Source organism: Aequorivita antarctica (assembly GCF_007997155.1).
Classification (GTDB): Bacteria; Bacteroidota; Bacteroidia; order Flavobacteriales; family Flavobacteriaceae; genus Aequorivita; species Aequorivita antarctica.
In genome coordinates this window covers 32,678-56,437 of sequence record NZ_VORT01000015.1, presented here as the reverse complement: position 1 = coordinate 56,437, position 23,760 = coordinate 32,678, and the positions used below count along the sequence as shown (strand labels likewise).

20 protein-coding genes are annotated in these 23,760 nt (G+C 36.9%); 16 read left to right on the top strand and 4 right to left on the bottom strand.

Going from position 1 to position 23,760, the window contains the following annotated elements; genetic code table 11:
* Positions 1-815 precede the first annotated feature (815 nt).
* The gene (locus tag ESU54_RS16075; RefSeq protein WP_146744030.1) at positions 816-1,187 is read right to left on the bottom strand and encodes a hypothetical protein; all 372 of its coding nucleotides are present in this window, start codon (positions 1,185-1,187) and stop codon (positions 816-818) included.
* Between the two features lie 80 nt (positions 1,188-1,267).
* Positions 1,268-2,398, bottom strand: coding sequence for a tyrosine-type recombinase/integrase (locus ESU54_RS16070; protein WP_111845484.1), 1,131 nt, complete (start codon positions 2,396-2,398; stop codon positions 1,268-1,270).
* Between the two features lie 122 nt (positions 2,399-2,520).
* Between ESU54_RS16070 and ESU54_RS16065 the strand changes: the two genes are divergently transcribed.
* From ESU54_RS16065 to ESU54_RS15990, 16 genes are all read left to right on the top strand, one after another.
* A complete protein-coding gene (locus ESU54_RS16065; protein WP_111845485.1) occupies positions 2,521-2,874 on the top strand; it encodes a hypothetical protein in 354 nt (117 codons plus the stop codon).
* A gap of 911 nt (positions 2,875-3,785) precedes the next feature.
* The gene (locus tag ESU54_RS16060) at positions 3,786-4,910 is read left to right on the top strand and encodes an MraY family glycosyltransferase (RefSeq protein ID WP_111845486.1); all 1,125 of its coding nucleotides are present in this window, start codon (positions 3,786-3,788) and stop codon (positions 4,908-4,910) included.
* Positions 4,911-5,049: 139 nt separating this feature from the next.
* On the top strand, positions 5,050-6,168 hold the full coding sequence (gmd, locus tag ESU54_RS16055) for a GDP-mannose 4,6-dehydratase (protein WP_200830117.1): 1,119 nt from the start codon (positions 5,050-5,052) through the stop codon (positions 6,166-6,168).
* A gap of 1 nt (position 6,169) precedes the next feature.
* Positions 6,170-7,120 carry a GDP-L-fucose synthase family protein gene (locus ESU54_RS16050; RefSeq protein ID WP_111845488.1) on the top strand — a complete coding sequence of 317 codons (951 nt, stop codon included), beginning with the start codon at positions 6,170-6,172 and terminating at the stop codon, positions 7,118-7,120.
* Positions 7,121-7,167: 47 nt separating this feature from the next.
* Entirely contained in the window at positions 7,168-8,532 is a 1,365-nt protein-coding gene (locus tag ESU54_RS16045; protein WP_111845489.1) for a lipopolysaccharide biosynthesis protein, read from the top strand.
* Positions 8,533-8,559: 27 nt separating this feature from the next.
* Positions 8,560-9,762: an O-antigen ligase family protein gene (locus ESU54_RS16040; RefSeq protein ID WP_111845490.1), complete on the top strand. Its 1,203-nt coding sequence runs from the start codon at positions 8,560-8,562 to the stop codon at positions 9,760-9,762.
* On the top strand, positions 9,722-10,582 hold the full coding sequence (locus ESU54_RS16035) for a glycosyltransferase family 2 protein (RefSeq protein WP_111845491.1): 861 nt from the start codon (positions 9,722-9,724) through the stop codon (positions 10,580-10,582). Before ESU54_RS16040 ends, ESU54_RS16035 begins: the two co-directional genes overlap by 41 nt.
* Before the next feature lie 6 nt (positions 10,583-10,588).
* Complete coding sequence (locus ESU54_RS16030; RefSeq protein WP_111845492.1) at positions 10,589-11,341, top strand: ChbG/HpnK family deacetylase; 753 nt, start codon at positions 10,589-10,591, stop codon at positions 11,339-11,341.
* 2 nt (positions 11,342-11,343) lie between these two features.
* Positions 11,344-12,459: a glycosyltransferase gene (locus tag ESU54_RS16025; protein WP_111845493.1), complete on the top strand. Its 1,116-nt coding sequence runs from the start codon at positions 11,344-11,346 to the stop codon at positions 12,457-12,459.
* Positions 12,456-13,553: a glycosyltransferase family 4 protein gene (locus ESU54_RS16020; RefSeq protein WP_111845494.1), complete on the top strand. Its 1,098-nt coding sequence runs from the start codon at positions 12,456-12,458 to the stop codon at positions 13,551-13,553. Before ESU54_RS16025 ends, ESU54_RS16020 begins: the two co-directional genes overlap by 4 nt.
* A gap of 5 nt (positions 13,554-13,558) precedes the next feature.
* A complete protein-coding gene (locus ESU54_RS16015; protein WP_111845495.1) occupies positions 13,559-14,311 on the top strand; it encodes a WecB/TagA/CpsF family glycosyltransferase in 753 nt (250 codons plus the stop codon).
* A 126-nt stretch (positions 14,312-14,437) separates the two neighbouring features.
* Positions 14,438-15,604, top strand: coding sequence for a carboxylate--amine ligase (locus ESU54_RS16010; protein WP_111845496.1), 1,167 nt, complete (start codon positions 14,438-14,440; stop codon positions 15,602-15,604).
* Complete coding sequence (locus tag ESU54_RS16005) at positions 15,601-16,449, top strand: polysaccharide deacetylase family protein (RefSeq protein WP_111845497.1); 849 nt, start codon at positions 15,601-15,603, stop codon at positions 16,447-16,449. The genes ESU54_RS16010 and ESU54_RS16005 overlap by 4 nt, the downstream gene beginning before the upstream one ends.
* Before the next feature lie 207 nt (positions 16,450-16,656).
* Complete coding sequence (locus ESU54_RS16000) at positions 16,657-17,349, top strand: polysaccharide biosynthesis/export family protein (RefSeq protein ID WP_235004620.1); 693 nt, start codon at positions 16,657-16,659, stop codon at positions 17,347-17,349.
* A gap of 3 nt (positions 17,350-17,352) precedes the next feature.
* Positions 17,353-19,737 (top strand): GumC family protein, encoded by a 2,385-nt coding sequence (locus ESU54_RS15995; protein WP_111845499.1) that lies wholly within the window; start codon positions 17,353-17,355, stop codon positions 19,735-19,737.
* A gap of 131 nt (positions 19,738-19,868) precedes the next feature.
* The gene (locus tag ESU54_RS15990) at positions 19,869-21,806 is read left to right on the top strand and encodes a M1 family metallopeptidase (RefSeq protein WP_111845500.1); all 1,938 of its coding nucleotides are present in this window, start codon (positions 19,869-19,871) and stop codon (positions 21,804-21,806) included.
* A 121-nt stretch (positions 21,807-21,927) separates the two neighbouring features.
* Here the strand turns inward: ESU54_RS15990 and ESU54_RS15985 are convergent, their stop codons facing one another.
* A complete protein-coding gene (locus ESU54_RS15985) occupies positions 21,928-23,280 on the bottom strand; it encodes a M56 family metallopeptidase (protein ID WP_111845501.1) in 1,353 nt (450 codons plus the stop codon).
* 2 nt (positions 23,281-23,282) lie between these two features.
* The gene (locus tag ESU54_RS15980; protein WP_111845502.1) at positions 23,283-23,648 is read right to left on the bottom strand and encodes a BlaI/MecI/CopY family transcriptional regulator; all 366 of its coding nucleotides are present in this window, start codon (positions 23,646-23,648) and stop codon (positions 23,283-23,285) included.
* Positions 23,649-23,760 lie beyond the last annotated feature (112 nt).

Here is a 23,760-nt window from a genome sequence, read left to right as displayed (position 1 = left end):
CATTTGGTTTGGCATTCGGTTCAGCGTGTTAATTCCGCATTTTTAATTCCGTTCACAATTTCATTTTTCCGTCGTGTCCTTTGGGTTTTTCAATGTTTGCGGGATTTTTCTCAAATGGGTGGCAACGGTTGGGCTATGAGCAGTGCGCCAAAAATGAACTGATTTTCGAAGCTCGCACTAAGCCAAAACTTTATTTTTTACTTATTATTCTATTCGCCAAAATGAAGTTTTGGTGACTTTGTAAATATACAACTGCTTTTGAATTAAACACATACCCAGCATTGCTTATAGCCCGTGTTGTGGGGCGGTTTTCCCTTTTTCCGGAAACTTTGCTGATATGAACTGGCCTTCGAGGCTTGCCGAAAACACGGTTTTTGATTGTTAGTAAATATACACCTACTTCGATTGAGCGTACTGATTGGCTCAACTATCGCCCGCAAAAAGGAAATGGCCTCCATCGGAACCGCAAAATCCCAAGCTTTGATTTCGAAAATATACGACTGCCAAAAAAATCTTCATCCAAAGAATCATTCTACTATCCTCTGCAAATAAACGATTGCCTTTGTGGGGATTTTGCGGTTTCCCGCCCAAAAACCGTGTTTTCGTCCTGGCGGAAAAGTCCGAACCCTTTTTATGGATCCTTATGCGTTCTGCTTTTTTTTAGATCAACTGCCCCACAACGTTTATGTATATGAGCTGTGGCGTGATTTAGCACGAACCTCTCCAAATAAAAACTGGCTTTGGAAAATCCGCAGGATTTTCCAAGTGAGGACTGACCAAGCCATAGCTTATATACTGTGTTGTGCTTTCGTGCTTTATTTTGTCTTATAAACTTTTATATTTTCAGCTAAACCCTCCTTACTAAAATTTACTTCAAGATATATTAATTCATCGGGGTCAACATTCCATTTATACTTTTCCATTACAGGATAAAATTTTGTATCGGATTCTGAATAGGTGTTGACTGGTTCAGGATTCCCTAATAATTCGTAAATTTCTGTTTGATTCTTTCCAATGAGAATTTTACTATTAATTAAGTCTTCGGTCATATTCAATCTTATTTCCGTCAACAAATTTTCCCCTCCGCCTTGTTTCCATTTTCCGCTCTCAAATTTCTCTTGTTTTCCACAAGAAAAAGACAAGCAAACAATACTTAATATTAATATTCTTTTAATCCAAAATCTCATTTTTCGGTTTTTCTTGCATGAAGCACAACATGTATATATACAACATAGGAGTGACGTATATATCGCACATGTACCCCATGTCATTTTTGTTTGTCTTTTTCAAATATAGCCGTTTCATACAAGCTATCCAATGGGCTCTTCAATGTTTTGTTGCTAATCCCTATTACTCTGGTGTAAATTTCCGTGGTCTTGGTGCTTGCATGGCCAAGGGCACTCTGTATATAACGTATGTTTACCCCGTGTTCCATCAGGTGGGTAGCAAAACTGTGCCGCAAGGTATGAGGCGTACTCCATGGATTGCTGTTGGTTCCCTTAACGGCCTGGCGGTATATGCGCTGCACGCTCTGGGCAGTATACTGTCCGCCATCTTGGCCCTCGAAAAGCCAATAGCTCGGTTTGTATTCCTTAAAATAAGATCGCAATAGTTCTAATAGAAAGGGGCTCAAAACAGTATGGCGGTCCTTCTTGCCTTTGGCATCTTTTATAAAAATATAACCGTCGGCACTGCGTATATCTTTTACCCTCAGCCTTATTAACTCACCTACCCGCAAGCCTGCCCCGTATATGGTATGGAGTATGGCACGGTGCTTTGTATTCGTTGGAAAATTGATGATTGCCCTAACCTCACCCTCACTCAGTATGTTGGGCAGGTCTTTGCTCTTGGTGGGGCGCGTTATATTATAATATTCCCGTGGCATACCCAAGCTATGCTCATAATAGCACTTAATGGCATTTATGAGCTGGTTCTGCTTTTGCTCACTAATCTTGTATTTACTGATTAAATAATACACAAACCCCTCAATTTGCTCCTTAGTGATTTCCCGATACTCCGCGCCCTCAAAATATTTAAAGAACTGCGTTAGGTTACTCTGGTAATTGCGTATGGTAGCTTCACTAAATCCCTTTAAGTGCATCTTTTGGTGGTTGCGATCCAATTCCTCCTGCATTTTTTCAGAAACCTTAAATTGTGGTATTACGGAAGGAAGTACGGTTTCCTCTACAATCATTTTTTTTCCAAAAAGCGCATCTGCCTGTGCCATATTAGCAGGGGTATTGGGTAGGCTCCATAATCTCTGATTGTAGTGGTAAAAGGCCCCACCCAACTTTTTGAACGCCTCCCGTTCCGCTTTCATTTGGTAGGGAATACGAAATTTAATACGGCCCGCATTGGCAACGGGACGAAATAGTATTATAACAAGGTTTTCCGGCATGACGCTTATGGTTTACCCAAAATTAATCAAAGAAAAACCCATTATCCGTTGACAAACGACAATAAGCAGGTATAACCGTTAAGAACGGATAACCTATCTTTACAGTTACAAAAGCATAAATCATGGAACGAAAGTGCAAAATATGTTCCAGCCCCCTTAAAGGAAGGGCCGATAAAATATTCTGTTCCACAGACTGTAAAAACCATTACCACAAACACCTTCGCTATGAGGCGAAAAAGGCAGCAATTGAAATTAACAGCTATCTAAAACGCAACTATTCCATCCTTTCAGAATTGCTAGGTGAAAATAAAGCCCAGGTTAAGGTGTACAGAAATGTACTCGAAAAGAAAAGGTTTAGGTTTAAATACCATACCCATTTTCATATCAATTCACATAATAAGATGTTCCATTACCTCTACGACATTGCCTGGATGGAATTTTCGGATGATGAAATTTTGATTGTAAGGAAAAGATAAAATACTAAAAACCTAAATTATAAAATTCTCTATTTGCAAATATGGCTCTTATACTGGTGCAATTTTTTCGTTCGCGCGTATTGTAGGTGTAACCCTTTTTTCAAAGTAATTTGAGATAGTTTGGATTATTGCCGCAACATTATTTATAACCTTTTGATATTTGTGATTTAGACTGCAATGGGGCCGTTGCAGCTGGCAAATATTTTCTATATTGCAGTTCAAATAAGTATTAATCGAGTGAACACGAAACTGAACACGTTTTTGAACACAACCCATAATATATAGGTTCCGAAGCCCTCGTAAATTCATAAAAAGTGAATTGATTGAGAGCTCATAACCGCCTTGGCGGACATTGGTTCGAGTCCAATTCCCGCTACTAGATTTTCTCCAAAAAGGTCGACTTAAAAAGTCGACCTTTTTTATTAAGGCTAAATTATTCTTTAAACACAAGGTCTTAATTTTTTCTTGTGCAATAGCCTTCAAGATAATTTAAAAAGTGTCCTTTTTTGGGTTGATTTTTTTAGAATTTGCTTGGCAATGGGAGTGTTTTTTTTAAAAAAACATGAAAATTCTTACAGAGGTTTAAAAAAAAAAGAAAAAAAAGTGTATTTAACCGATAAACTCTAACCGTTTGGCTAATAGTGCATTTATTTTATTTTTAAAGAAACCACTTTTCTGTCTTTTTTCTATCTTTGGGGTGTCAATTAGTTGTTATTATTGTTTAATAATGGCGAAAGATAGCTTCTCCTCAAGATAGTTCATTTTTTATTTATCCCCTAAAATAAAAACATTGCTTGCCCCTAGCAATGAAAGATTTTAATTGTATCCCTACAGATTAAATTTAAAAACAACAAACCCACTAGTAATTCAATTTATCTTCTAATTCATAATGGTTTTAAAAACTTAATCTTATGGATTATTTATCTTATTTGTTTTCCGACATTTATTTATTGGGGATTTTCGCAGTGATAATTTCATTCATTTTAGCTATTAAAATGTTTCCTGCAATTATTTGCTTGGCAAATGAAAAGGATCTTATGGCAGTTCCTGAGACCCGGAGTATGCATACCAAAAAAACCCCTAACCTTGGAGGCGTGGGAATCTTTATTGCATTTTCCCTATCAATAATGATATTGGGAGGTTTAAAAAGTTTTGAGCAATTTCATATAGAACAGCTCTTGCTGCTATTGGCTGCTATTACTATAATGTTTTTTTTAGGTGTAAAAGATGACTTAATAGGAATTTCACCTAGGAAAAAATTTATAGGACAGGCTATGGCCTCAGCGCTTGTTATTTTACTTACTGATGTGAGAATACATAACTTGGATGGACTGTTTGGAATTTGGGAGCTTCCCTATATAATCTCAGTAGTGATTTCATTACTCGTTTTTGTTTTTATAATTAATGCCTTCAATCTTATAGATGGGATAGACGGTTTGGCTGGTACTATCGCAATTATAGCAAGCACCGTATTTGGTTTTTTCTTTATGTTTCAAGGAGACCACATTTTAATGTTGATATCTTTTATATTGGTAGGCGCCTTATTGGCATTTCTGAGGTTTAATTTTTCTGAAGAGAATAAATTATTTATGGGAGATTCTGGCTCTTTGTTCATAGGGTTTTTATTAACCTATCAAAGTATTAGCTTTTTGGGGATGAACACATCCGAATCTATTTGGTTCACTATACCAAACAAACCTGTTTTAATATTGGCAATTTTATCATTTCCAATTTTGGATACCCTTCGTGTTTTTATAATTAGAATTAGACAGAAACGCAGTCCGTTTAGTGCAGACAGAAACCATATACATCACCGTTTAATGGATTTGGGGCTATCCCACAAACAAGGCACTCTAATGGTAGGCTTAGCAAATTTATTTGTTATTGTGGTTGCTTTCTTAATTAGAAATTTTAACATTAACATACAATTTTTAATAATTGCTGTATTAATACCCGCATTGGGTCTGCTGCCATGCTTATTGGCGCGCGAACAAGGCAGGATAAAATTGCACGTACCTAAGCTAAGCAAAGCATAATATTTAAAACAATTATGGGCCAAACTTCTTTTTGGACCACACAATTCACTCCCTAAATTTAATTGTAAGATTACATTGGGCTATTTTTATAAGTAAAATTTAGTCTCTACATTTATGCATTAATTCTTAAGAAAACATTTTGAAAGATAAAGTAGCATTTATTACTGGAGTAACAGGACAGGATGGGGCTTATTTAAGTGAACTTCTATTGAAAAAGGGATATATTGTTCACGGCTTAAAACGACGATCATCATTGTTGAATACAGATAGGGTGGATCATTTATACCAAGATCCACATATAAAGCACCGTAATTTCATTTTGCATTATGGCGATATGACGGACAGTACAAACCTAATACGCCTTATTCAATCAATTCAACCAGACGAAATATACAATCTGGCTGCCATGAGCCACGTTCAGGTTTCTTTTGAGGTACCTGAATATACAGCAAATGCAGATGGCATTGGTACCTTACGAATTTTGGACGCAGTAAGATTGCTTGGGCTGGAGAAGAAAACACGTATCTATCAGGCCTCCACTTCCGAATTATATGGAAAGGTACAAGAGGTGCCACAGTCTGAAACCACTCCTTTCTATCCTCGTAGTCCATATGCCGTTGCAAAAATGTATGCATATTGGATTACGGTTAACTATCGTGAAGCCTATGGAATGTTTGCCTGCAACGGAATATTATTCAATCATGAGTCTCCAATTCGCGGAGAAACGTTTGTAACCCGTAAAATTACCAGGGCTGTCTCCAGAATTGCCTTAGGATTACAGGATATACTCTACTTAGGAAATCTTGACGCACAGCGGGATTGGGGCCATGCCAAGGATTACGTAAAAATGATGTGGATGATACTTCAAACAGACGAACCTGAAGATTGGGTAATCGCAACCGGAAAGACTACTGCGGTTCGGGATTTTGTACGTATGGCTTTTTCCGAAATTGAAATTGAATTGGAATTTAAAGGAGAAGGCGAAAATGAAAAAGCCTTTATTAAAGAATGTAAGCATCCAGATTATCAATTGCCTATAGGAAAACAAGTGCTTCAAGTGGATCCTAAATACTTTAGGCCCACAGAAGTGGATTTGCTAATTGGCGATCCCACAAAAGCCAAAACAAAATTAGGATGGGAAGCCACTTATGATCTACCTATGCTAATTAAAGAAATGATGGAAAGCGATTTAATGTTGATGAAAAAAGATCAATTCTTAAAGCAAGGAGGCTTTACCACTCTTAATTATTTCGAATAGCATGCAGAAGGATTTAAAAATATATGTAGCTGGACATCGTGGCATGGTAGGTGCTGCCGTATGGCGTGCGCTATTGGCGGAGGGCTTTAGTAATCTTATTGGAAAAAGCAGTAAAGAGCTCGATCTAAAAAATCAGGAATCGGTAAACTCATTTTTTCAAAACGAACAGCCCCAAGTGGTTATTGATGCGGCTGCCAGGGTTGGTGGTATTTTGGCTAACAACAACTTTCCGTATCCATTTTTGATGGAGAACCTTCAAATACAAAATAATCTTATAGACGCAGCACACCGCAACGAAGTACAAAAATTTATATTTCTGGGCAGTTCTTGTATATATCCAAAACTAGCTCCCCAACCTTTAAAGGAAGAATATTTATTAACGGGGCCATTGGAGCCCACCAACGAATGGTATGCGATTGCCAAAATTGCCGGCGTAAAAGCCTGTGAAGCTATTCGGAAACAATTCGGGAAGGACTTTGTGAGTTTAATGCCAACCAATCTTTATGGACCTTTCGATAATTTCGATTTGGAAACTTCGCATGTGCTTCCGGCAATGATCCGTAAGTTTCACGAAGCCAAAAAGAATAATCACACAGATGTGCTATTATGGGGTAGTGGTAAGCCCATGCGCGAGTTTTTGCATGTAGACGATCTTGCAAAAGCGGTTATTTTTTCAGTCAAAAATACATTGCCTGAACATTTGTACAATGTAGGTACAGGAACTGATGTTACCATAAAACAGTTGGCAGAAATTATACAAAAAACAGTTGGCCATAAAGGTGAAATAGTTTGGGATAGTTCAAAACCTGATGGTACACCGCGTAAATTAATGGACAGCGGTAAGTTGAATGCGCTTGGCTGGAAAGATTCCATAGAATTGTCCCATGGCATTGAAACTACGTATAAATGGTTTTTAAATAATCAAGAAAACTTTAAGCAAGTAAAGCTATAAATTGGAAAAAGGAATCTGTGGATTACAATCAAATTTATATGAAATAATTGAGAGAATTAATAAGTAAAATACAAGCTAATCTTGGTATTCAAAGCAATCGATCAAAAAACATATCAAAACATGTTTTTTGGTCTTTTGTTTACAAAGGAGGAAGTATTATTGCAAATTTTTTATTAGTGCCCTTGACGATAAAATTTTTGGATAACGAAAACTATGGAATTTGGCTTACTTTAAGTTCTTTCATTGCTTGGTTTACTTTTTTTGATATAGGATTAGGGCATGGCTTGCGAAATAAATTTGCGGAAGCAAAAGCCAATGAAGATACCGAATTGGCAAAAGGGTATGTAAGCACTGCTTATTATACAATAGGTGCGATCTGTCTGGTTTTTTTGGCGCTTTCCTTAATCGCAAGTTATAATATTGATTGGACCAAAGTTTTTAATACTTCAAATGCATTAAAAGATCAGCTGGAATTATTAATGCCCATTGTTTTTGGCTGTTTCGGCCTGCGACTCATCTTTACGCTTATCACATCTGTTTATACTGCAGATCAGCACCATTCCATGCAAGGGAAGGTAAGTTTTATAATTGCAGTGGGTTCGTTATTTTTAATTTGGCTTTTAACTAAAACTGCCGAAAGTTCGCTGTTGTTTTTTGGGGCAATATTTTCCTTGTTTCCAGTCTTGATTCTGCTTGGATTAAATCTGTATGCGTTTTCAACCAAATACAAGCAGTTTAAACCGCAATGGGCTTACGTTAAAAAAGAATATTTCAAAGATATATTTGGATTGGGTATAAACTTTTTTATAATCCAGATTTCGGTTATAATAATGTTTTCCACAGATAACTTAATTATAACTCAGCTATTCAGTCCAGAAGAAGTGGTGCCTTACAACATTGCTTATAAGTACATGGGTATTTCCTCGATGGTCTTTACTATGGTTTTGGTACCGTATTGGTCTAGCATTACCGTGGCGTATGTAAAAAAAGAATTTGATTGGATTAAAAATGCAATGAAAAATCTTATAAAATTTGCAATCATAGCAGTAATTTTAATTGTAATTATGGTTTTGATAGCTCCTTATGTATATAAAGTGTGGATTGGAAATTTGGTAATTATACCCACTGCCTTAACCATCTGCATGGCCGTATATTTTATCGTGACAGTACTCTATGCACCGTTTAATTATTTTATTAATGGTATTGGAAAAATAAAACTGCATATGTATTCCTTTGCTATTGGAGCCATAATAAACATTCCGCTTTCAATAGTTTTGGTTAAATACACTGCTTTAGGAGTTGAAGGAGTTATAATAGCAACAATTATTTGCATCTTGCCTAACCTAATACTCTTTCCTGTGCAATACATAAAGTTAATCAACAATACTGCCACGGGAATCTGGGATAAATAGAAAATATTGGAATTATGAAAGACTAGTATGACGCTACCCAAAAAAAAAATAACGGTTTATCTCTACACTTTTTTGTTTGTGGCAATGAGTGGAAATGCTTTATTCAGTTTATCCGGCGATTCTTCAAAGTATATTTTTATTGCTTTCGTTCTTCTCCTTGTAGCGAAACATCACACCTATTTCAATATCAATAAAGGAATTATTTATTATAGATTTTTTGCTTTTTACGCACTTATATTCCTATTTCAGAAATTGGTTTTGGGTTATGTTTCGTTCCCAAGTACCATTGCTTTTATGGCAAGAATTACGTTGGGTTACATTATAATTAGGTATGTAGGGCACAACTTTAAATACGCTTTCTTCCAAATAATATTTATTGTTAGCTTAGTAAGCCTCTTTGGATTTGCATGGAATTCGTTGGGCCAAAATATTCCCCCGTTATACTATACCCCACCCACTGATCCATATTTCGATAACTCCGGAAGAAATATAATTTTATATCATCAAAATGGACCTGGACACAGAAATTCAGGTATGTTTTGGGAGCCGGGCGCCTTTGCCTGCTATATTTGCTTAGCGTTCCTATTCTACATAGGGAATATAAGAACGCTGCTAAAACATCACAAATGGAAGGTTATTATCATTCTGATTGCTTTGATAACAACATATAGTACAACCGGATATATTGTGCTTTTTATAATTGGAATAGCAACAATCTATATAGAATATAAAAAAAAATATGGGGCCTTTGTATTGCCCATTTTAATAACCTTCGGGCTCATTGCTTATATAACTTATGAGAACACTGACTTTATGAAGGAAAAGATGAACGACCAAGTAGCTGCTGCATCTAAAAGGGATGAAGGGGAATTTGCCCCAGACCGTATGAGTGCGCTTCTGTTTGATCTCCATTATATCGGAAAACACCCTTTGGTAGGAAACGGTTATGATGTTTCAACTAGGTTTGCAGATCATCCTGCGCTCCAAAAAGAGGTGTTGGGGCATGGCAACGGTTTCAGTGATTTTCTTGCATCTATGGGAATTTTAAGCTTTTTGTTTTATCTGTTTTATATTGTTCGGTACAATAAAAACCACCCTGCTATATTTGTTATTTGTATCATTTTTTTACTACAGGGAGAGCCCTTGTTGAATTATCCTTTATTTCTATGTTTACCCTTTGTATTTATTTATGATGAAAACAATCGCCGTACTGATAACCTGCCACAATAGGAAAGAAAAAACTTTGCAGTGTCTTCAAACGCTGTTTAAGGCTAATTTACCGGAAAACCTGAAAATGGAATTCTTTCTGGTCGATGACGGCTGCACAGATGGCACGAGCAAAGCTGTAACCGATATTTATCCAGAAATAAATATTGTTTTAGGGAATGGCAATTTATTTTGGGCGGGCGGAATGCGGCTCGCTTTCAATGAAGCAAGAAAACATAGTGATTATGATGGGTATTTACTTCTTAATGATGATGTGGAATTAACCAGAGACTTTCTCTCAAAAATTATTGAGACCCAAGAATATTGTCTAAAAAAACACAAAAAAGGAGGTTTGTACTCTGGCTCCACCAAGGAAAAAAGATCCGGTAAAATTTCATACGGCGGCAATGTACTTACCAAAGGAATTGATTTTCCCGCGTATGCATTAGTGCAGCCTTCAGAAATACCACAGCCGTGTCATCTTACCAATGCAAACATACTATATGTGGAAAAAGAAGTGATAGACGAAATTGGTTTTTTCGATGAAAATTTCAGCCACGCATTCGCAGATTACGATTTTTCACTGCGGGCTTTTAAAGCCGGTTTTCCTATTTATATCACTGCGGGTATATGTGGCTATTGTAAAGATGACCATGGAAATAATTGGAGCAATTCAAAAAAACTCAAAAACAGAATCAAATACCTAAAAAGTCCGACAGGTTTGGCTTACAAAGAATATATGTATTACGGAAGAAGCCATTTTCCAAAGCAGGTTCCAAAAATGTTTTTGAAACTTTGGGCAAAAACGCTGTTTCCAAGTTTGTGGGATTTAAAAAACAAATAACGTTTTATGAAACTTATAGTCAATGCAGACGATTTTGGTTTTTCGGAAGAGGTGAACGAAAATATTGTAAAATGCCACCAAAAAGGGATTGTTACCAGCGCGACCATTCTTTCGGGCGGACAAAAATTTGAGGCTGCTATACAACTGGCGAAAGAAAACCCAAAGCTCGGGATCGGAGTGCATTTGGCTATTGACGGGCCCAATAATATTGGAAAGAAGTATGCTACTTTGCTAGACCCCCAAACTGGCGAATTTTATGAAGATGTAGTCGCAGTAAAGAAAATAAGGAATGGTGATTTTAATTTTGAAGAGTTAGTTTCAGAATATTCCCTACAGATTGAAAAGGTTAAAAACGAAGGAATAACTATCACACATTTGGACCATCACCATCACCTTCACCTTTATTTTCCTATTTTGAAAGCGGTGATTGAAGTGGGCAAAAAATATAAAATACCATACATCCGCCCACAGAAAATACTTTACGCGGCAAACAATCCATTTCCAAAAAATATTTATAGGCTTTACCATCAATTTTATTTATTGAACAAGTATGATACCGTGGATGGATACTCCAGCCTTATTGGATGTGATGAAAATGAGATGCAGACTAAGTTTCAATCTATTCTAAATTCCAATAAAAAAACAATCGAATTAGTGGTTCATCCCCTAAAGGAAAATGGGGAAATCGACTTTTTAACGAGTCCTGAAATTGTTGAAAAAGCCCAAAACCATTTAATCAATTACGCAGATTTGATATAAAAATGAAACCGAAGCAAACCATTTTAATGTTTCATCCCGCCTTGGCGCCTTATCGGGTTGACTTTTTTAATGAATTGCACCGAGCTTTCGACGCTCATTTTTATTTTAACTTGATGAATGTAAGCGATCAAAAATTTGATCAGGACGATTTAAAAAGCAATAGTGAATTTTCATCCAATTATCTACAGAAAGGATTTGAGTTTAGAGGAAAATCATTTCGCACAGGTGCTATTTCAGCAATAAAAAAACACAAGCCAGACATTATTTTGTGCAGTGAATACAGTCCGCTTACCTGTTTGGTTTTTGCATATGTAAAACTGTTTAAAAAAAACATTCGACTTTACACCATAAGTGACGACAGTATTGACAATTCCATAGAACGAAAAGGTGCGCGGAAATTGCTGCGAAATATAATTTCAAAAAATAGCAACGGCGTTCTTTTTACAAGTGAAGCAGTTTGCAGTTGGTACAAGGAAAACGTTTCGGAAAAAACAAAAACCCTTGAATTACCTATTATTCATGAAGATTCCGTTTTACGCGGAAGATATTTGGACAGTTTAAAGGAAGCCAAAGCAAACATTGAAAAATATAATTTGAAAGGAAAAAAAATCATCCTTTTTGTTGGGCGTTTGGTAGAGGTTAAAAACCTTCCTTTTCTTTTGAATTGTTTTTCAAAAGTCGAAAATAATGATTGCAAATTGGTACTTGTTGGGGACGGAGATCTTCGGGAAGAATTGGAAACACTTTCGGAAGAACTGAATATTTCAGACAAAGTTATTTTCACTGGAAGAAAGGAAGGGAAAGCGCTTAACAATTGGTATACTTTCTCTCAAACATTTGTCTTTCCCAGTACCTATGAGCGGTACGGAGCAGTGGTAAACGAAGCTTTACTCGGTGGTTGTTACACCTTATGTTCCACTGCGGCTGGAGCTTCGAGTTTAATCAATAGCAAAAACGGCCAACTCTTCGACCCAAAAAATGAAACGGATTTTATAGAAAAACTTCAAGCTGCGATTGATATTTCGAAACCGTTGGATTCTGATATAAAAACCCTTCGCGCCAACAAAATGCCTTTCTCTTTTGATGAAAAAATAGGCGCATTAATAAAACAGCTATGAAGAAAAAAGTCCTGTTTATTCTTCATCTTCCGCCACCGGTCCACGGCTCTTCCATGGTTGGTAAATACATAATGGATAGTTCGATTATTAACACCAGCATCACTTCCGAATATATCAATTTGGGAACATCAAAATCCTTGGATGAAATAGGTAAAAACCCTTTACAGAAAATTGGGCTGTATTTGAAAATTGTTTTTCAAACATTAAAGCAATTGATGGTTTTTAAACCTGATTTAGTTTACATAGCGTTAACTGCAAAAGGAAAGGCTTTTTATAAAGACGCCTTTATTGCAGTGTTAGCGAAACTTTTTGGGCGAAAAATTGTGTACCACCTTCATAACAGAAGTATGGTGGAAAGGCAGGAAAAATGGCTGGATGTGATGCTGTGCAAAATGCTTTTTAAAAATACTGACGTTATTTTGCTGTCAAAATATTTATATCCCGAAATACAAAAATACGTTCCTCAATCGCGCGTGCATTTCTGCCCGAACGGAATTCCAGAATTTTCAAGCACAATTATAGCTAGAGAAAAAGAAGATTCACAGGAAGTCCAGATTCTCTTTTTGTCAAATTTAATGAAAGCCAAAGGTGTATTTGTGTTGTTGGAAGCCTGTAAAATTTTAAAGGAAAAGCAACTTCCTTTTCATTGCACTTTTATTGGTGGCGAAAGTGATATTACTTCTGAAATGTTTCAGAAAAAAGTAACGGAACTTGGCTTATCTGAAAAAATCCATTACGCTGGAAAAAAGTACGGAGCGGAAAAAGAGTGGGCCTTTTCCGAGGCGGATATTTTCGCATTTCCCACTTTAAATGAAACGTTTGGACTGGTAAACCTTGAAGCTATGCAATTTTCATTACCCGTAGTTTCTACTTTAGAAGGCGGAATTCCGGATATAATTTTGGAAGGAAAAACAGGTTTTTTGGTGGAGAAAGACGACGCCCAAGCCTTCGCCGAAAAATTGGAAATGCTCATTGTTGATCCAGTATTACGTTTAAAAATGGGGCGGGAGGGAAGAAAAAGATATGAGGAAAATTTCACCTTGGAAGCTTTTGAAAATTGCTTTACAACAATATTAAATGAATTAATAAAATAGAGTAGATGCAACGTTATTACATTGACAAAATAGGAATTTCAAAAGTAAACCTGACCACGGCTTTTGATTTTTTAATTAATGCGATTACCAATAAAAAGTATGGATATGTGTGTGTAACCAATTCACGCACAGTTTATATTTCAAACCATGAAGAGGAATACTGTGCAATTCAAAATGGTTCGTTGCTTACTGTTCCTGATGGAATGCCTTTGGTTTGGATAGCGCACAACCAAGGGGTTGATGAGGTAGGGAAAACTTCAGGCAAGGATTTAATGGATGCAATATTCAGCGTTTCCAAAGAAAAAGGATATTCACATTATTTCTATGGAAGTTCACAAAACTCCTTAGACTCCCTTAAAAAAAACCTATTGGCAAAATACCCAGGTCTGGATATAAAAGCTTTGGTTTCGCCTCCATTTCAACCTTTGGAGGAGTTTGACATTGAAGGTTTAGCAAAGGGAGTCAATGCCTTGGCACCCACTTTTTTTTGGTGTGGACTTGGAGCTCCCAAACAGGAACGCATTATGGCACTGTTACAACCGCATCTTGAAAATACGATTTCAGTTGGTGTTGGCTTGGCCTTTGAATATTTTGCGGGAACCGTAAAAAGGGCTCCTGCTTGGATGCACAAAAATGGTTTTGAATGGGTTTATAGACTTTCTAAACAACCGGAACGCATTACCTATAAATCCATGAAAACCTTGTTCAGTATTTTAATTCCTCTGGCCAAATCTTATTTTCAACCTAAAAAGCACTAACTTTCTAAACCCTAATCCCTGAAATTACATTGAATAAAAATATTTTTCTTTGCGTCCATATGGTGGTCATTTTTCAATAAGGCTGTCACCACGTAAAATTTTGGAAACATATTAAAACAAGAAAAAATGATAAAAGTAGGATTGTTGGATGGGCAGACAATACAGGCAGTAATCTTTGCCAAACAACTTAAAAAGGCGGGATATGAAGTAGTGCTGTTTTGTGATACAAAATTGTCCTACGGCTACCATACACGCTATGCACATACCAAAATTATTTGTCCGTCTACCCAAAAGGAAACGGCGAAATTCCATGACTTTTTTTTGGATTACCTAGAGAAGGAAGGTTTGGATGTGGTCGTGCCTATGAACGATTATTCTGCAAAATATTTAAGCGAACATAAAACGGTACTACAGGAAAAAGTGAAATTTTCAATTCCGGACTATCCTATTTTTATGAAGGGATATGATAAAAACCAATTGATGCAGATCTGCGCCGAAAATAATTTACCACATCCAAAAAGCTTGGACATTTCAACTTTAAAAAAGGGGTTTGAACCGTCAGGTTTTAATTTTCCAGCACTTATAAAACCCAATGAAACAACAGGGGCGAGGGGTTTCAAAAAAGTAAACAGTTTTGAGGAACTTTGGGAACATTACGGAGCTATCTACGATGAGTTTGGGAACTGCCACCTTCAGGAATTTATTCCCCAAGGTGGGATTCAGTATAAGGTCCAGATTTTAATGAATGATAAAAAAGTGATTAATAGTACCGTAATCGAAAAACATAGATATTACCCAATAAATGGGGGCAGCAGTTGCTTTAATCGTACCATTGAAAAAGAGGAACTGGTAGAAATTTGTGCAAAGGTATTGCAGATAATAGGGTGGGAAGGCTTTGCAGATTTCGATTTGATTGAAGACCCACGAAACGGGAATATCCAAATTATGGAAATAAACCCGCGAGTGCCTGCTTGCATTAAAGCTTCTGTAATTTCAGGGGTGGATTTTCCGCGATCTATTGTGGCACTTTCGCTTAATAATCCCCTTGAAATCTATACTTATAAACCCGGTAAGTATTTACGCTATTTTAGCATGGATTTGCTCTGGCTTCTTTCTAACAAAGGTAAGTTCTCAGCGTTTAAGCAATGGACAAAACGGTTCTTTTCAGCAGAACATTTTTTGCAGGATGGTGAATTTACGGATCCCATGCCTTTTATAATGGGAACCTATTCAGGCTTGGCAAAACAGTTTAATCCAAAATTTAGAGAACAAAAAAAAGGGATGAATCAATGAATATTTTAACGTTCGACATAGAGGAGTGGTTTCATATTCTGGACAATGCTTCCACTAAAACGGAAAAGGAATGGTCCAATTATGAATCAAGGATTCATGAAAATATGGAAACCATTTTTGAAATATTGGATAAAACGGATGTGAAAGCCTCTTTTTTTGTTGTGGGGTGGATAGCGGAGCAATATCCTGAGGTGGTCAAGGAAATTGTGAACCGAGGTTACGAAATAGGCAGTCATACACATTTACACCAATTGGTTTTTGAACAAAAAAGAGAAGAATTCAAAGAAGATGTGGGCCGTTCCATAAAAACCTTGGAAGATATTTCAGGAAAAAAAGTGCGCATATTCCGTGCTCCCGGTTTTTCCATTACCGAAAAAAACAAATGGGCCTTTGAGGTTCTTTTTGAATTGGGAATTGAAACCGATTCTTCCGTATTTCCCACGGGAAGAGCACATGGCGGCATGCCTACTTATGGTATTGCGGAACCATCCATCTTGCGGTACAACGGGATTCAATTGCGGGAATTCCCCATAAACACACATACCGTATTAGGCCAGACATTTATTTATTCAGGAGGTGGCTATTTTCGTTTGGCACCCTATCCATTATTAAAGAAATGGACCGCCAAGCATCCCTATGTCATGAGCTATATCCATCCCCGGGACCTAGATCCTGGCCAACCCGTAATAAAGGAACTGTCTATTCCGCGAAAATTAAAAAGTTATGTAGGCTTAAAATCTTCAAAAAAGAAACTTGAGCAATGGCTTACAGATTTTGAGTTTATAGATATTGAAACCGCTGAAAAAAAAATAGACTGGAACTCAGTAAAAAAGATAGAATTATAGAAAAAAATGGATTAATTAAATATAATTTTGAAAACACATTCCTAATTTCTATTTCAAATATATTAAGTAAATTCGTTGTATTACTAATGTAGTAAACAGCAAACTAACCGTTGTAAATTTCATAGAGATAAAATGAAAAATAAAATCAAAATAATACTAATACTATTAACATTGGTATTACAATCGTGTGTTAGCAAAAAGGAAATTTTGTACCTACAGGACGCAGACCTCTATGCTTATCAAAACATAGAATATGAATCGTCAAAAATTCAACCCAACGATATTTTAAGCATTACTGTAAGTGCTTTAGTGCCAGAGACAACCATTCCATATAACGTTCAGACTGTCTCTTCCACATCAAGTCCCAGTTTGGATATTATCAAACTTCAAGGCTATTTGGTTTCAAAGGAAGGGACTATTGTTTTCCCCGTTTTGGGTAAAATTACAGTTAGTGGAAATACAACGGCAGAAGTAGAAAAGGGCATAGAAAAGCTTTTGAAGGATGGCGGACACCTTAAGGAACCCACAGTGAGCGTTCGACTGTTGAATGCCAAAGTTACCATCTTGGGAGAAGTAAAAACCCCAGGGACCTATACCTTTACTGAGCAAAACATTACCCTTCCCCAAGCGTTGGGATATGCAGGAGACTTAACCATAAATGGACAGAGAGACGACATTCTTTTAATAACCGAGGAAAACGGTATTCGTAAAGTGGTGCATATTGATTTAACTAGTGCAGAGTGGTTCAACACCCCCCATTATTATATAAAACCCAATGATTTTATTGTGGTAAACCCTAACAATGCCAAAGTAAAAAGTGCTGGTATTATTGGTGATGCAGGTATAGTATTAACCATTGTGTCTATTGCGCTTACGGCAGTTGTATTAATAGTAAAATAAAAAATGAAAGGATCACCTCCATATTCACTGGATATTCGAGAAGAAGAAGAACAATTTGATATCAAGAAAGCCTTGTCCAAATATTTGCGGTATTGGCCATGGTTCCTGGTAGCTATTTTAATCAGCCTCGTGATAGGGTTTTTTTACCTTCGCTATGCGCCCGTAATTTTTGAATCGGTGGCCAAAATAAAAGTATTGGACGATTCCAAACAACTGAACATTTCCATGGACCCCATGTCAATCTTGAACGGAAACTCCAAGATTAATATGGATAATGAAATAGAAGTTTTGGAGTCTTACCGAATCTTGAGCCATGTTGTCAACGAAATGGATTTAGATGTTACTTATGCAGTAGTGGGGAAACTTAAAACCACCGAAATTTGGGACGCGCCATTTATTGTCACCAAAGAATTTCCGAAAGATAGTTTGATTGATCCCCTTTCCTATACCGTATCTGTAAATGCTTCTGGGCTTTCGTTTGTCGATAAGCAAGATCATAAACTAACCGTTTTACCAAGTCAGGCGAGTATTCCCACAAAATATTTCCCCCTAAGTGTAACGCTTTTGAACAACATCAATCTGGAAGATTATAGTGATGCCACCTATGAAGTAGTTATAAGCCCTGTTAAAGAAGTGGTAATGTACCTAATTGAAGAGATGAAGGTGGAAGCTACCAACAAAACAAGTGAAATCCTCACCCTCTCGCTCCAAGGGGAAAACCCTGATAGGAATGAACGCATTTTAAACAAAATAATAGAAACTTTTAATGAGGATGGTGTTTTGGATAGGCAATTGGTTTCAAAACGCACGGTTGATTTTACGGATGAAAGAATTGTAAACCTTTCTGGCGAACTGAGCACAATAGAAGGTAAAAAGGAATCTTTTCAGAGAAATAACAACCTTTCCTATATCGAGGCGGATGCTGGAATGAGCATACAGAAAAAGTCTATTGCCGAAGATGAAGTAAACAAACTGGAAACGCAAATTGAACTTTCAAAATTATTGAGTGAGTCACTTTCAGATCAGGGCGACAATGGATTATTGCCAGCAGATATAGGCTTGGAGAGCAACGGAATCAATTCTTTGGTGTCTAGTTATAACAAAATAGCACTAGAACGTCAAAAATTGGCAGCCAGCGCAGGTGAGAACAATCCAACATTACAGGAATTGTCTAGCCAGTTGAGTCGCACAAAGCAGAATATTATAAATACTGTAAACGTTTACCAACAGCAACAAAACGTTTCACTTGCGCAACTTAGCCAACAAAAAAATCGGGCGGGTGCCCAATTTTCCAGAATTCCAGAAAAACAAAATATATTGCGTTCCATAGAAAGGCAACAAAGTATAAAAGAAAGCCTATATCTTCTACTTCTACAAAAAAGAGAGGAGGCCGCAATTAACTATGCGGTAACGGCCCCTTCGGTTAAAGTTGTTGATTACGGATTGAGCGATAGCAAACCAGTATCTCCAAAGAAAAAAGTAGTTTATGCTATTTCGCTGCTTATGGGGCTTTTGGTTCCTGTTGGAGTTCTTTATATGAAATTTACCATGGACACCAAGATCCATGAACGGGCGGATGTTGAGAAATTACATGCAGATATTCCCATAGCGGCAGAAATTCCATATTTTGAAAATATCAAAAGTTTTACGCAAGCCAACGATCGTTCTATTCTTGCTGAATCTTTTAGGATTCTGAGCACCAATGTTAATTATCTTTTAGGCAAAAAAGTAAAAGATGGCAAGGTTATTTATGTAACCTCTTCCGTAAAGGAAGAAGGAAAAACCATGATTGCCCTAAATCTGTCATTGGCCTATGCGAGTATAAAAAAGAAAGTTCTATTGGTTGGCGCCGATTTAAGAAACCCACAATTACACACCTATTTTAATATTGACAAAAATAATGTGGGTCTTTCAAATTATTTGCACGATCCAAAAATAGACTGGAAAGACTGCATTCATAAAGGTTTTGGCTTAAATGATTTCCATAAGGTGTGTTTTGCTGGTGCCATTCCTCCAAATGCTCCAGAACTTTTATCGAGTCCAGCTTTTGAAGATTTTATAAATGCCGTAAAAAAAGAGTTTGATTATATCATTGTGGATTGCGCTCCTACATTATTGGTAACCGATACTCTTTTAATATCCGAATATGCAGATTCCACTTTATTTGTTGTAAGAGCAGAGTTTACCGATAAACGCTTATTCGAATTTATTAAAGGGTTAAATAAAAACCATAGGCTAAAAAATATGGCATTCGTAATAAACGATGTAAAGATTGACAAGCTGAACGGTTATAATTATGGTTACGGTTATGGTTATAGCGAAAGTGTTATCTCAAGATCTTGGTACAAACGTTTTTTTGAAAAAAAGACCGATAAGCCTAAAAGCTAATTATGGAATCCTAAAAAAATGAAATAGATTTTTCAATCACTTCCCTTAACGTAAAGCAAACCTAAGCTTTTTAACAAGATTTTTACATCTGAATTATTACCTTCGCATTCTCTTCTTAATTATTAAATAAAATGACATATTCTAAAAGCAGCTTACTTTTCTCAATGCTCCTTTTTACTTTCTCCGCCCTAATTAACGCACAGGAAGTAATCCCAGACAACCAACATCTTTTCGATAATTTTACTTACAGACAGGGAGATGTTTACCGTACAGCATCGGGAAAACCCGGCCCGGAATATTGGCAGAATTCCGCCGATTACAATTTGGAAGCAACCTTGGACGATAAAAACCACACCGTTTCTGGAAATGTAACCATTCACTACACAAATAACAGTCCCGAAACTCTGGATTTTATATGGCTGTATTTGGAACAAGATCGTTTTACTGAAAACTCTCGTGGAACTTTAACAACGCCTGTGCAAGGTAACCGTTATAATGGTGATACAGAAGGTGGTTTTGAATTGGCAGATGTTTCAGCAAAAACAAAGACCGGTACTTCTACAAAATATTTAATCACAGATACCCGGATGCAGCTTTGGCTGGATAAGCCTTTGGCTGCGAAAGGTGGGGAGGTTGATATAAAAATGAATTTTAAATTTAAAGTTCCGGTTGAAGGTATGGACCGCATGGGTAGACTGGATGTAAAAGATGGAACCATTTACGCCATTGCGCAATGGTATCCACGTGTAGCAGTTTTTGATGATGTGGTAGGCTGGAACACCGATCCTTATTTAGGAGCAGGAGAGTTCTATTGCGAATATGGAAACTACGATGTGAAAATAACTGCTTCAGCAGACCAAACCGTGATTTGTTCCGGAAAACTAGTAAACCCCAACGAAGTATTGACCAAAACACAGCTGGAACGTTGGGCGCAAGCCGAAAAGAGTGATGAAACGGTATATATCATAAAACCCGATGAGGTTGGTAAACCTACCGCTCACGTCAAAACCAGTGGAATGGTTACTTGGCATTTTAAAATGGAAAACACTCGCGATGTAGCTTGGGCTGCTTCAAAAGCGTTTATCTGGGATGCCGCGAAAATTAACCTTCCGGAAGGAAAAATGGCATTGGCTCAATCGGTTTATCCGAAAGAAAGTGATGGAAAAACCGCTTGGTCCCGTTCCACGGAATTTACAAAAGCTTCGATAGAATTTTATTCAAAAACCTATTTTTCATTTCCTTATCCAAATGCTATAAATGTAGCTGCTAGCGTTGGCGGTATGGAATATCCAGGCGTTAGTTTTTGCGAATATAAAAATAGAGGAGCAGCGGATCTTTGGGACGTTACCGACCACGAATTTGGACACAACTGGTTCCCGATGATCGTTGGCAGCAACGAACGCCGCTACCCTTGGATGGACGAAGGTTTCAACACCTTTATAAATCATTACAGTACAAAAGATTTCAATAATGGCGAATTTACTTCCAACCAAGATTCTCCACGGAATTTAATACAATATCTTACCAATGAAAATAGAGAAGGTATTGATACATATCCCGATGTTGCTAATTCCAGAAATTTGGCTTACACTGCATATTATAAGCCCGCAGCGGGACTTTATTTGCTCCGCGAATACATTCTTGGAGCTGAACGTTTTGACAACGCCTTTAAAAGTTACATCCACACTTGGGCCTACAAACATCCGCAACCGAACGACTTTTTCAATCATATTGAAAATGTAGCTGGGGAAGATCTCGCTTGGTTTTGGAAAGGTTGGTTTTATGGCAACGGAAACATAGATTTGGGTATTACTGAAGTGAAACCATACCAAGGTAATTATCTGATTACGGTTGAAAACGATGGTCAAATCCCAATGCCGGTGCACCTTCAAATTATTTATACAGACAATACAAACGAAAACATTTCGCTTCCCGTTGAAATTTGGCAGCGTGGCAATAGCTGGGAACATCTTTTAAAAACCACAAAACAAGTGCAGCGTGTAGTTTTGGATCCCAACAAAATGTTGCCAGACGTAAATGTTTTAAACGATACCTGGAATAAGCTTTAAAAAATTCTAACAAAGAAAAAATGCTTCTAAACTTTAAAGTTTGGAAGCATTTTTTCTTTGTCCGTTTGAGCGTGGCACACTGAGCGCAGTCGAAGTGCAGTCGAGAACTAAGCACTTAAAGTTAACAACCACCCAAATGTACATCTGGGTATTTGCTTACATCAATGGTAGCTTCTTTACTTTTCCGCACCAATTCAATCGCCTCATCTGTACTGTATTTATGGGGGCCTATATAAAAAGTGGCTCCACGTTTCCCTAATTCCTTTATATATTCTACCGGGTCTGGATTTGGTGGTGGCGGAGCTTGAGCTGGCGTATATAAATTTCCATTTTCTGCTGAAGGTGCTTTAGGAGCTGGCGGCGGCGGAATGTCGCTTTTCTCGCCTTTCTTCACTTTTGGAGCTGACGGTGGCGGTGGAATGCACTCTGGAAAAGGTTCGGCATTTGCCTTTTGCTCATCGGTCATTTTTTTATAAATGATTTCCAGCCGTTCCAAATCATCCTTTTTAATGATTCGTTTTTCAATGTCCACTGCGTTGTATTTTTTTGCCAGTTTATTGTATTCGGCAATTTCGGCTTTGGTGGCTTTTTGTTGAACAATCTCTGATTGAATTTCCTTTTTTACAATTTCTTTCGTGCTAAACCCATAAATCAACAGGGATAATAATGGTAGTAACAAAAGACTTCGAAGCCAGATGGCTCTTTTTGAGGTGTGTTTTTTCATAACTGTGAATCGTTTTTTGATGGATGAATAATTGAGTGAATGTGCCAGTGAAGGCGTAACAGCATTTGATGAGAATGCCAATAATATTTTTTGATAGGCTGAAGTTTCTGCACCAGCGTTCAAAACAGCGCGGTCTGCTAGAAATTCATGGTTTAGTTTAACACTTCTTTTTAGAAAATAAACAAAGGGGTTGAACCAAAACAAGATCTGTAAAATTTCAATAAAAATTACATCCAAACTGTGCCTCTGGAGTGCATGAGCCTCTTCGTGAAGCATAACTTCCGCAGGAATTTCTTGGTTTTCAAATTGTGTCTTATTCAGAAATATATAATTGAAAAAAGTATGTGGAATTACAGTTTCCAATAAAAGAACATTTATAAAACTGCTGTTTCGGTATTTTTGGTTCTTTTGTATTTGTTGAATTAAACCGAAAAGATTCCTGAAAAATTTCAAACTGAAAAACAAAACTCCCAAACCGTAAACCGTCCATAAAACATAGGGCCAGTAATTGATGGTTTCTTCTGCTTCACTAAAAATCAGTTGTGGCGTTCCTTCTGTATAAGATGCAATAAATACCGAAGTTTCTACGTAAGTGGTAAACGTTATTAACGGAATTAAGAAGGATGCCAATAAGCTCCCAAATAAATAAAAACGCTTAAAAGTGTGTATGGAAGTGTTTTCCAAAAACAGTTTGTAAAATGCGAAGAACAGAGCGAGACAGGCAGCGGATTTTAAAATGTACATTTCCATAATCACTTCTTTTTAATTTCTAAATCTATTAATGTTTTCAGTGTTTCCAATTCTTTTTTGGAAAGATTGGTTTCTTCGGTAAAAAATGAAGCAAACTGCGAAGGACTGTTATTGAAGAAATTTTTAATCAACCCATTTACGTGTTTTGAAAAGTAATCTTTCTTTTTTACCAATGGAAAATATTCACGCGAACGCCCAAGTTGTTTGTAATCTATAAAATTCTTGTCCTGCATTCTTTTTAAAAGCGTTGCTACGGTAGTAGTTGCAGGCCTTGGCTCTGGATATGCTTCTATCAAATCTTTCATAAAGGCGCGTTCCTGTTTCCAGAGAAGTTGCATTAATTGTTCTTCGGAGTTTGAAAGGGTCATTGGCGTGAAATTAGAATTAACTCTACAAACGTAGAGTAAATATTTTAATTCTACAAATGTAGAGGGCTAAAAAAGCTAAAGGGATAAAATTTCTAATTCCAAAGGACCTTTT

Excerpts from the sequence above, each read along its gene's own strand:
- ESU54_RS16075 (WP_146744030.1), bottom strand. The coding sequence starts at position 1,187 with ATGAGATTTTGGATTAAAAGAATATTAATATTAAGTATTGTTTGCTTG.
- ESU54_RS16070 (WP_111845484.1), bottom strand. The coding sequence starts at position 2,398 with ATGCCGGAAAACCTTGTTATAATACTATTTCGTCCCGTTGCCAATGCG.
- ESU54_RS16065 (WP_111845485.1), top strand. The coding sequence starts at position 2,521 with ATGGAACGAAAGTGCAAAATATGTTCCAGCCCCCTTAAAGGAAGGGCC.
- ESU54_RS16060 (WP_111845486.1), top strand. The coding sequence starts at position 3,786 with ATGGATTATTTATCTTATTTGTTTTCCGACATTTATTTATTGGGGATT.
- ESU54_RS16050 (WP_111845488.1), top strand. The coding sequence starts at position 6,170 with ATGCAGAAGGATTTAAAAATATATGTAGCTGGACATCGTGGCATGGTA.
- ESU54_RS16040 (WP_111845490.1), top strand. The coding sequence starts at position 8,560 with ATGACGCTACCCAAAAAAAAAATAACGGTTTATCTCTACACTTTTTTG.
- ESU54_RS16035 (WP_111845491.1), top strand. The coding sequence starts at position 9,722 with ATGATGAAAACAATCGCCGTACTGATAACCTGCCACAATAGGAAAGAA.
- ESU54_RS16030 (WP_111845492.1), top strand. The coding sequence starts at position 10,589 with ATGAAACTTATAGTCAATGCAGACGATTTTGGTTTTTCGGAAGAGGTG.
- ESU54_RS16025 (WP_111845493.1), top strand. The coding sequence starts at position 11,344 with ATGAAACCGAAGCAAACCATTTTAATGTTTCATCCCGCCTTGGCGCCT.
- ESU54_RS16020 (WP_111845494.1), top strand. The coding sequence starts at position 12,456 with ATGAAGAAAAAAGTCCTGTTTATTCTTCATCTTCCGCCACCGGTCCAC.
- ESU54_RS16015 (WP_111845495.1), top strand. The coding sequence starts at position 13,559 with ATGCAACGTTATTACATTGACAAAATAGGAATTTCAAAAGTAAACCTG.
- ESU54_RS16010 (WP_111845496.1), top strand. The coding sequence starts at position 14,438 with ATGATAAAAGTAGGATTGTTGGATGGGCAGACAATACAGGCAGTAATC.
- ESU54_RS16005 (WP_111845497.1), top strand. The coding sequence starts at position 15,601 with ATGAATATTTTAACGTTCGACATAGAGGAGTGGTTTCATATTCTGGAC.
- ESU54_RS15995 (WP_111845499.1), top strand. The coding sequence starts at position 17,353 with ATGAAAGGATCACCTCCATATTCACTGGATATTCGAGAAGAAGAAGAA.
- ESU54_RS15990 (WP_111845500.1), top strand. The coding sequence starts at position 19,869 with ATGACATATTCTAAAAGCAGCTTACTTTTCTCAATGCTCCTTTTTACT.
- ESU54_RS15985 (WP_111845501.1), bottom strand. The coding sequence starts at position 23,280 with ATGGAAATGTACATTTTAAAATCCGCTGCCTGTCTCGCTCTGTTCTTC.
- ESU54_RS15980 (WP_111845502.1), bottom strand. The coding sequence starts at position 23,648 with ATGACCCTTTCAAACTCCGAAGAACAATTAATGCAACTTCTCTGGAAA.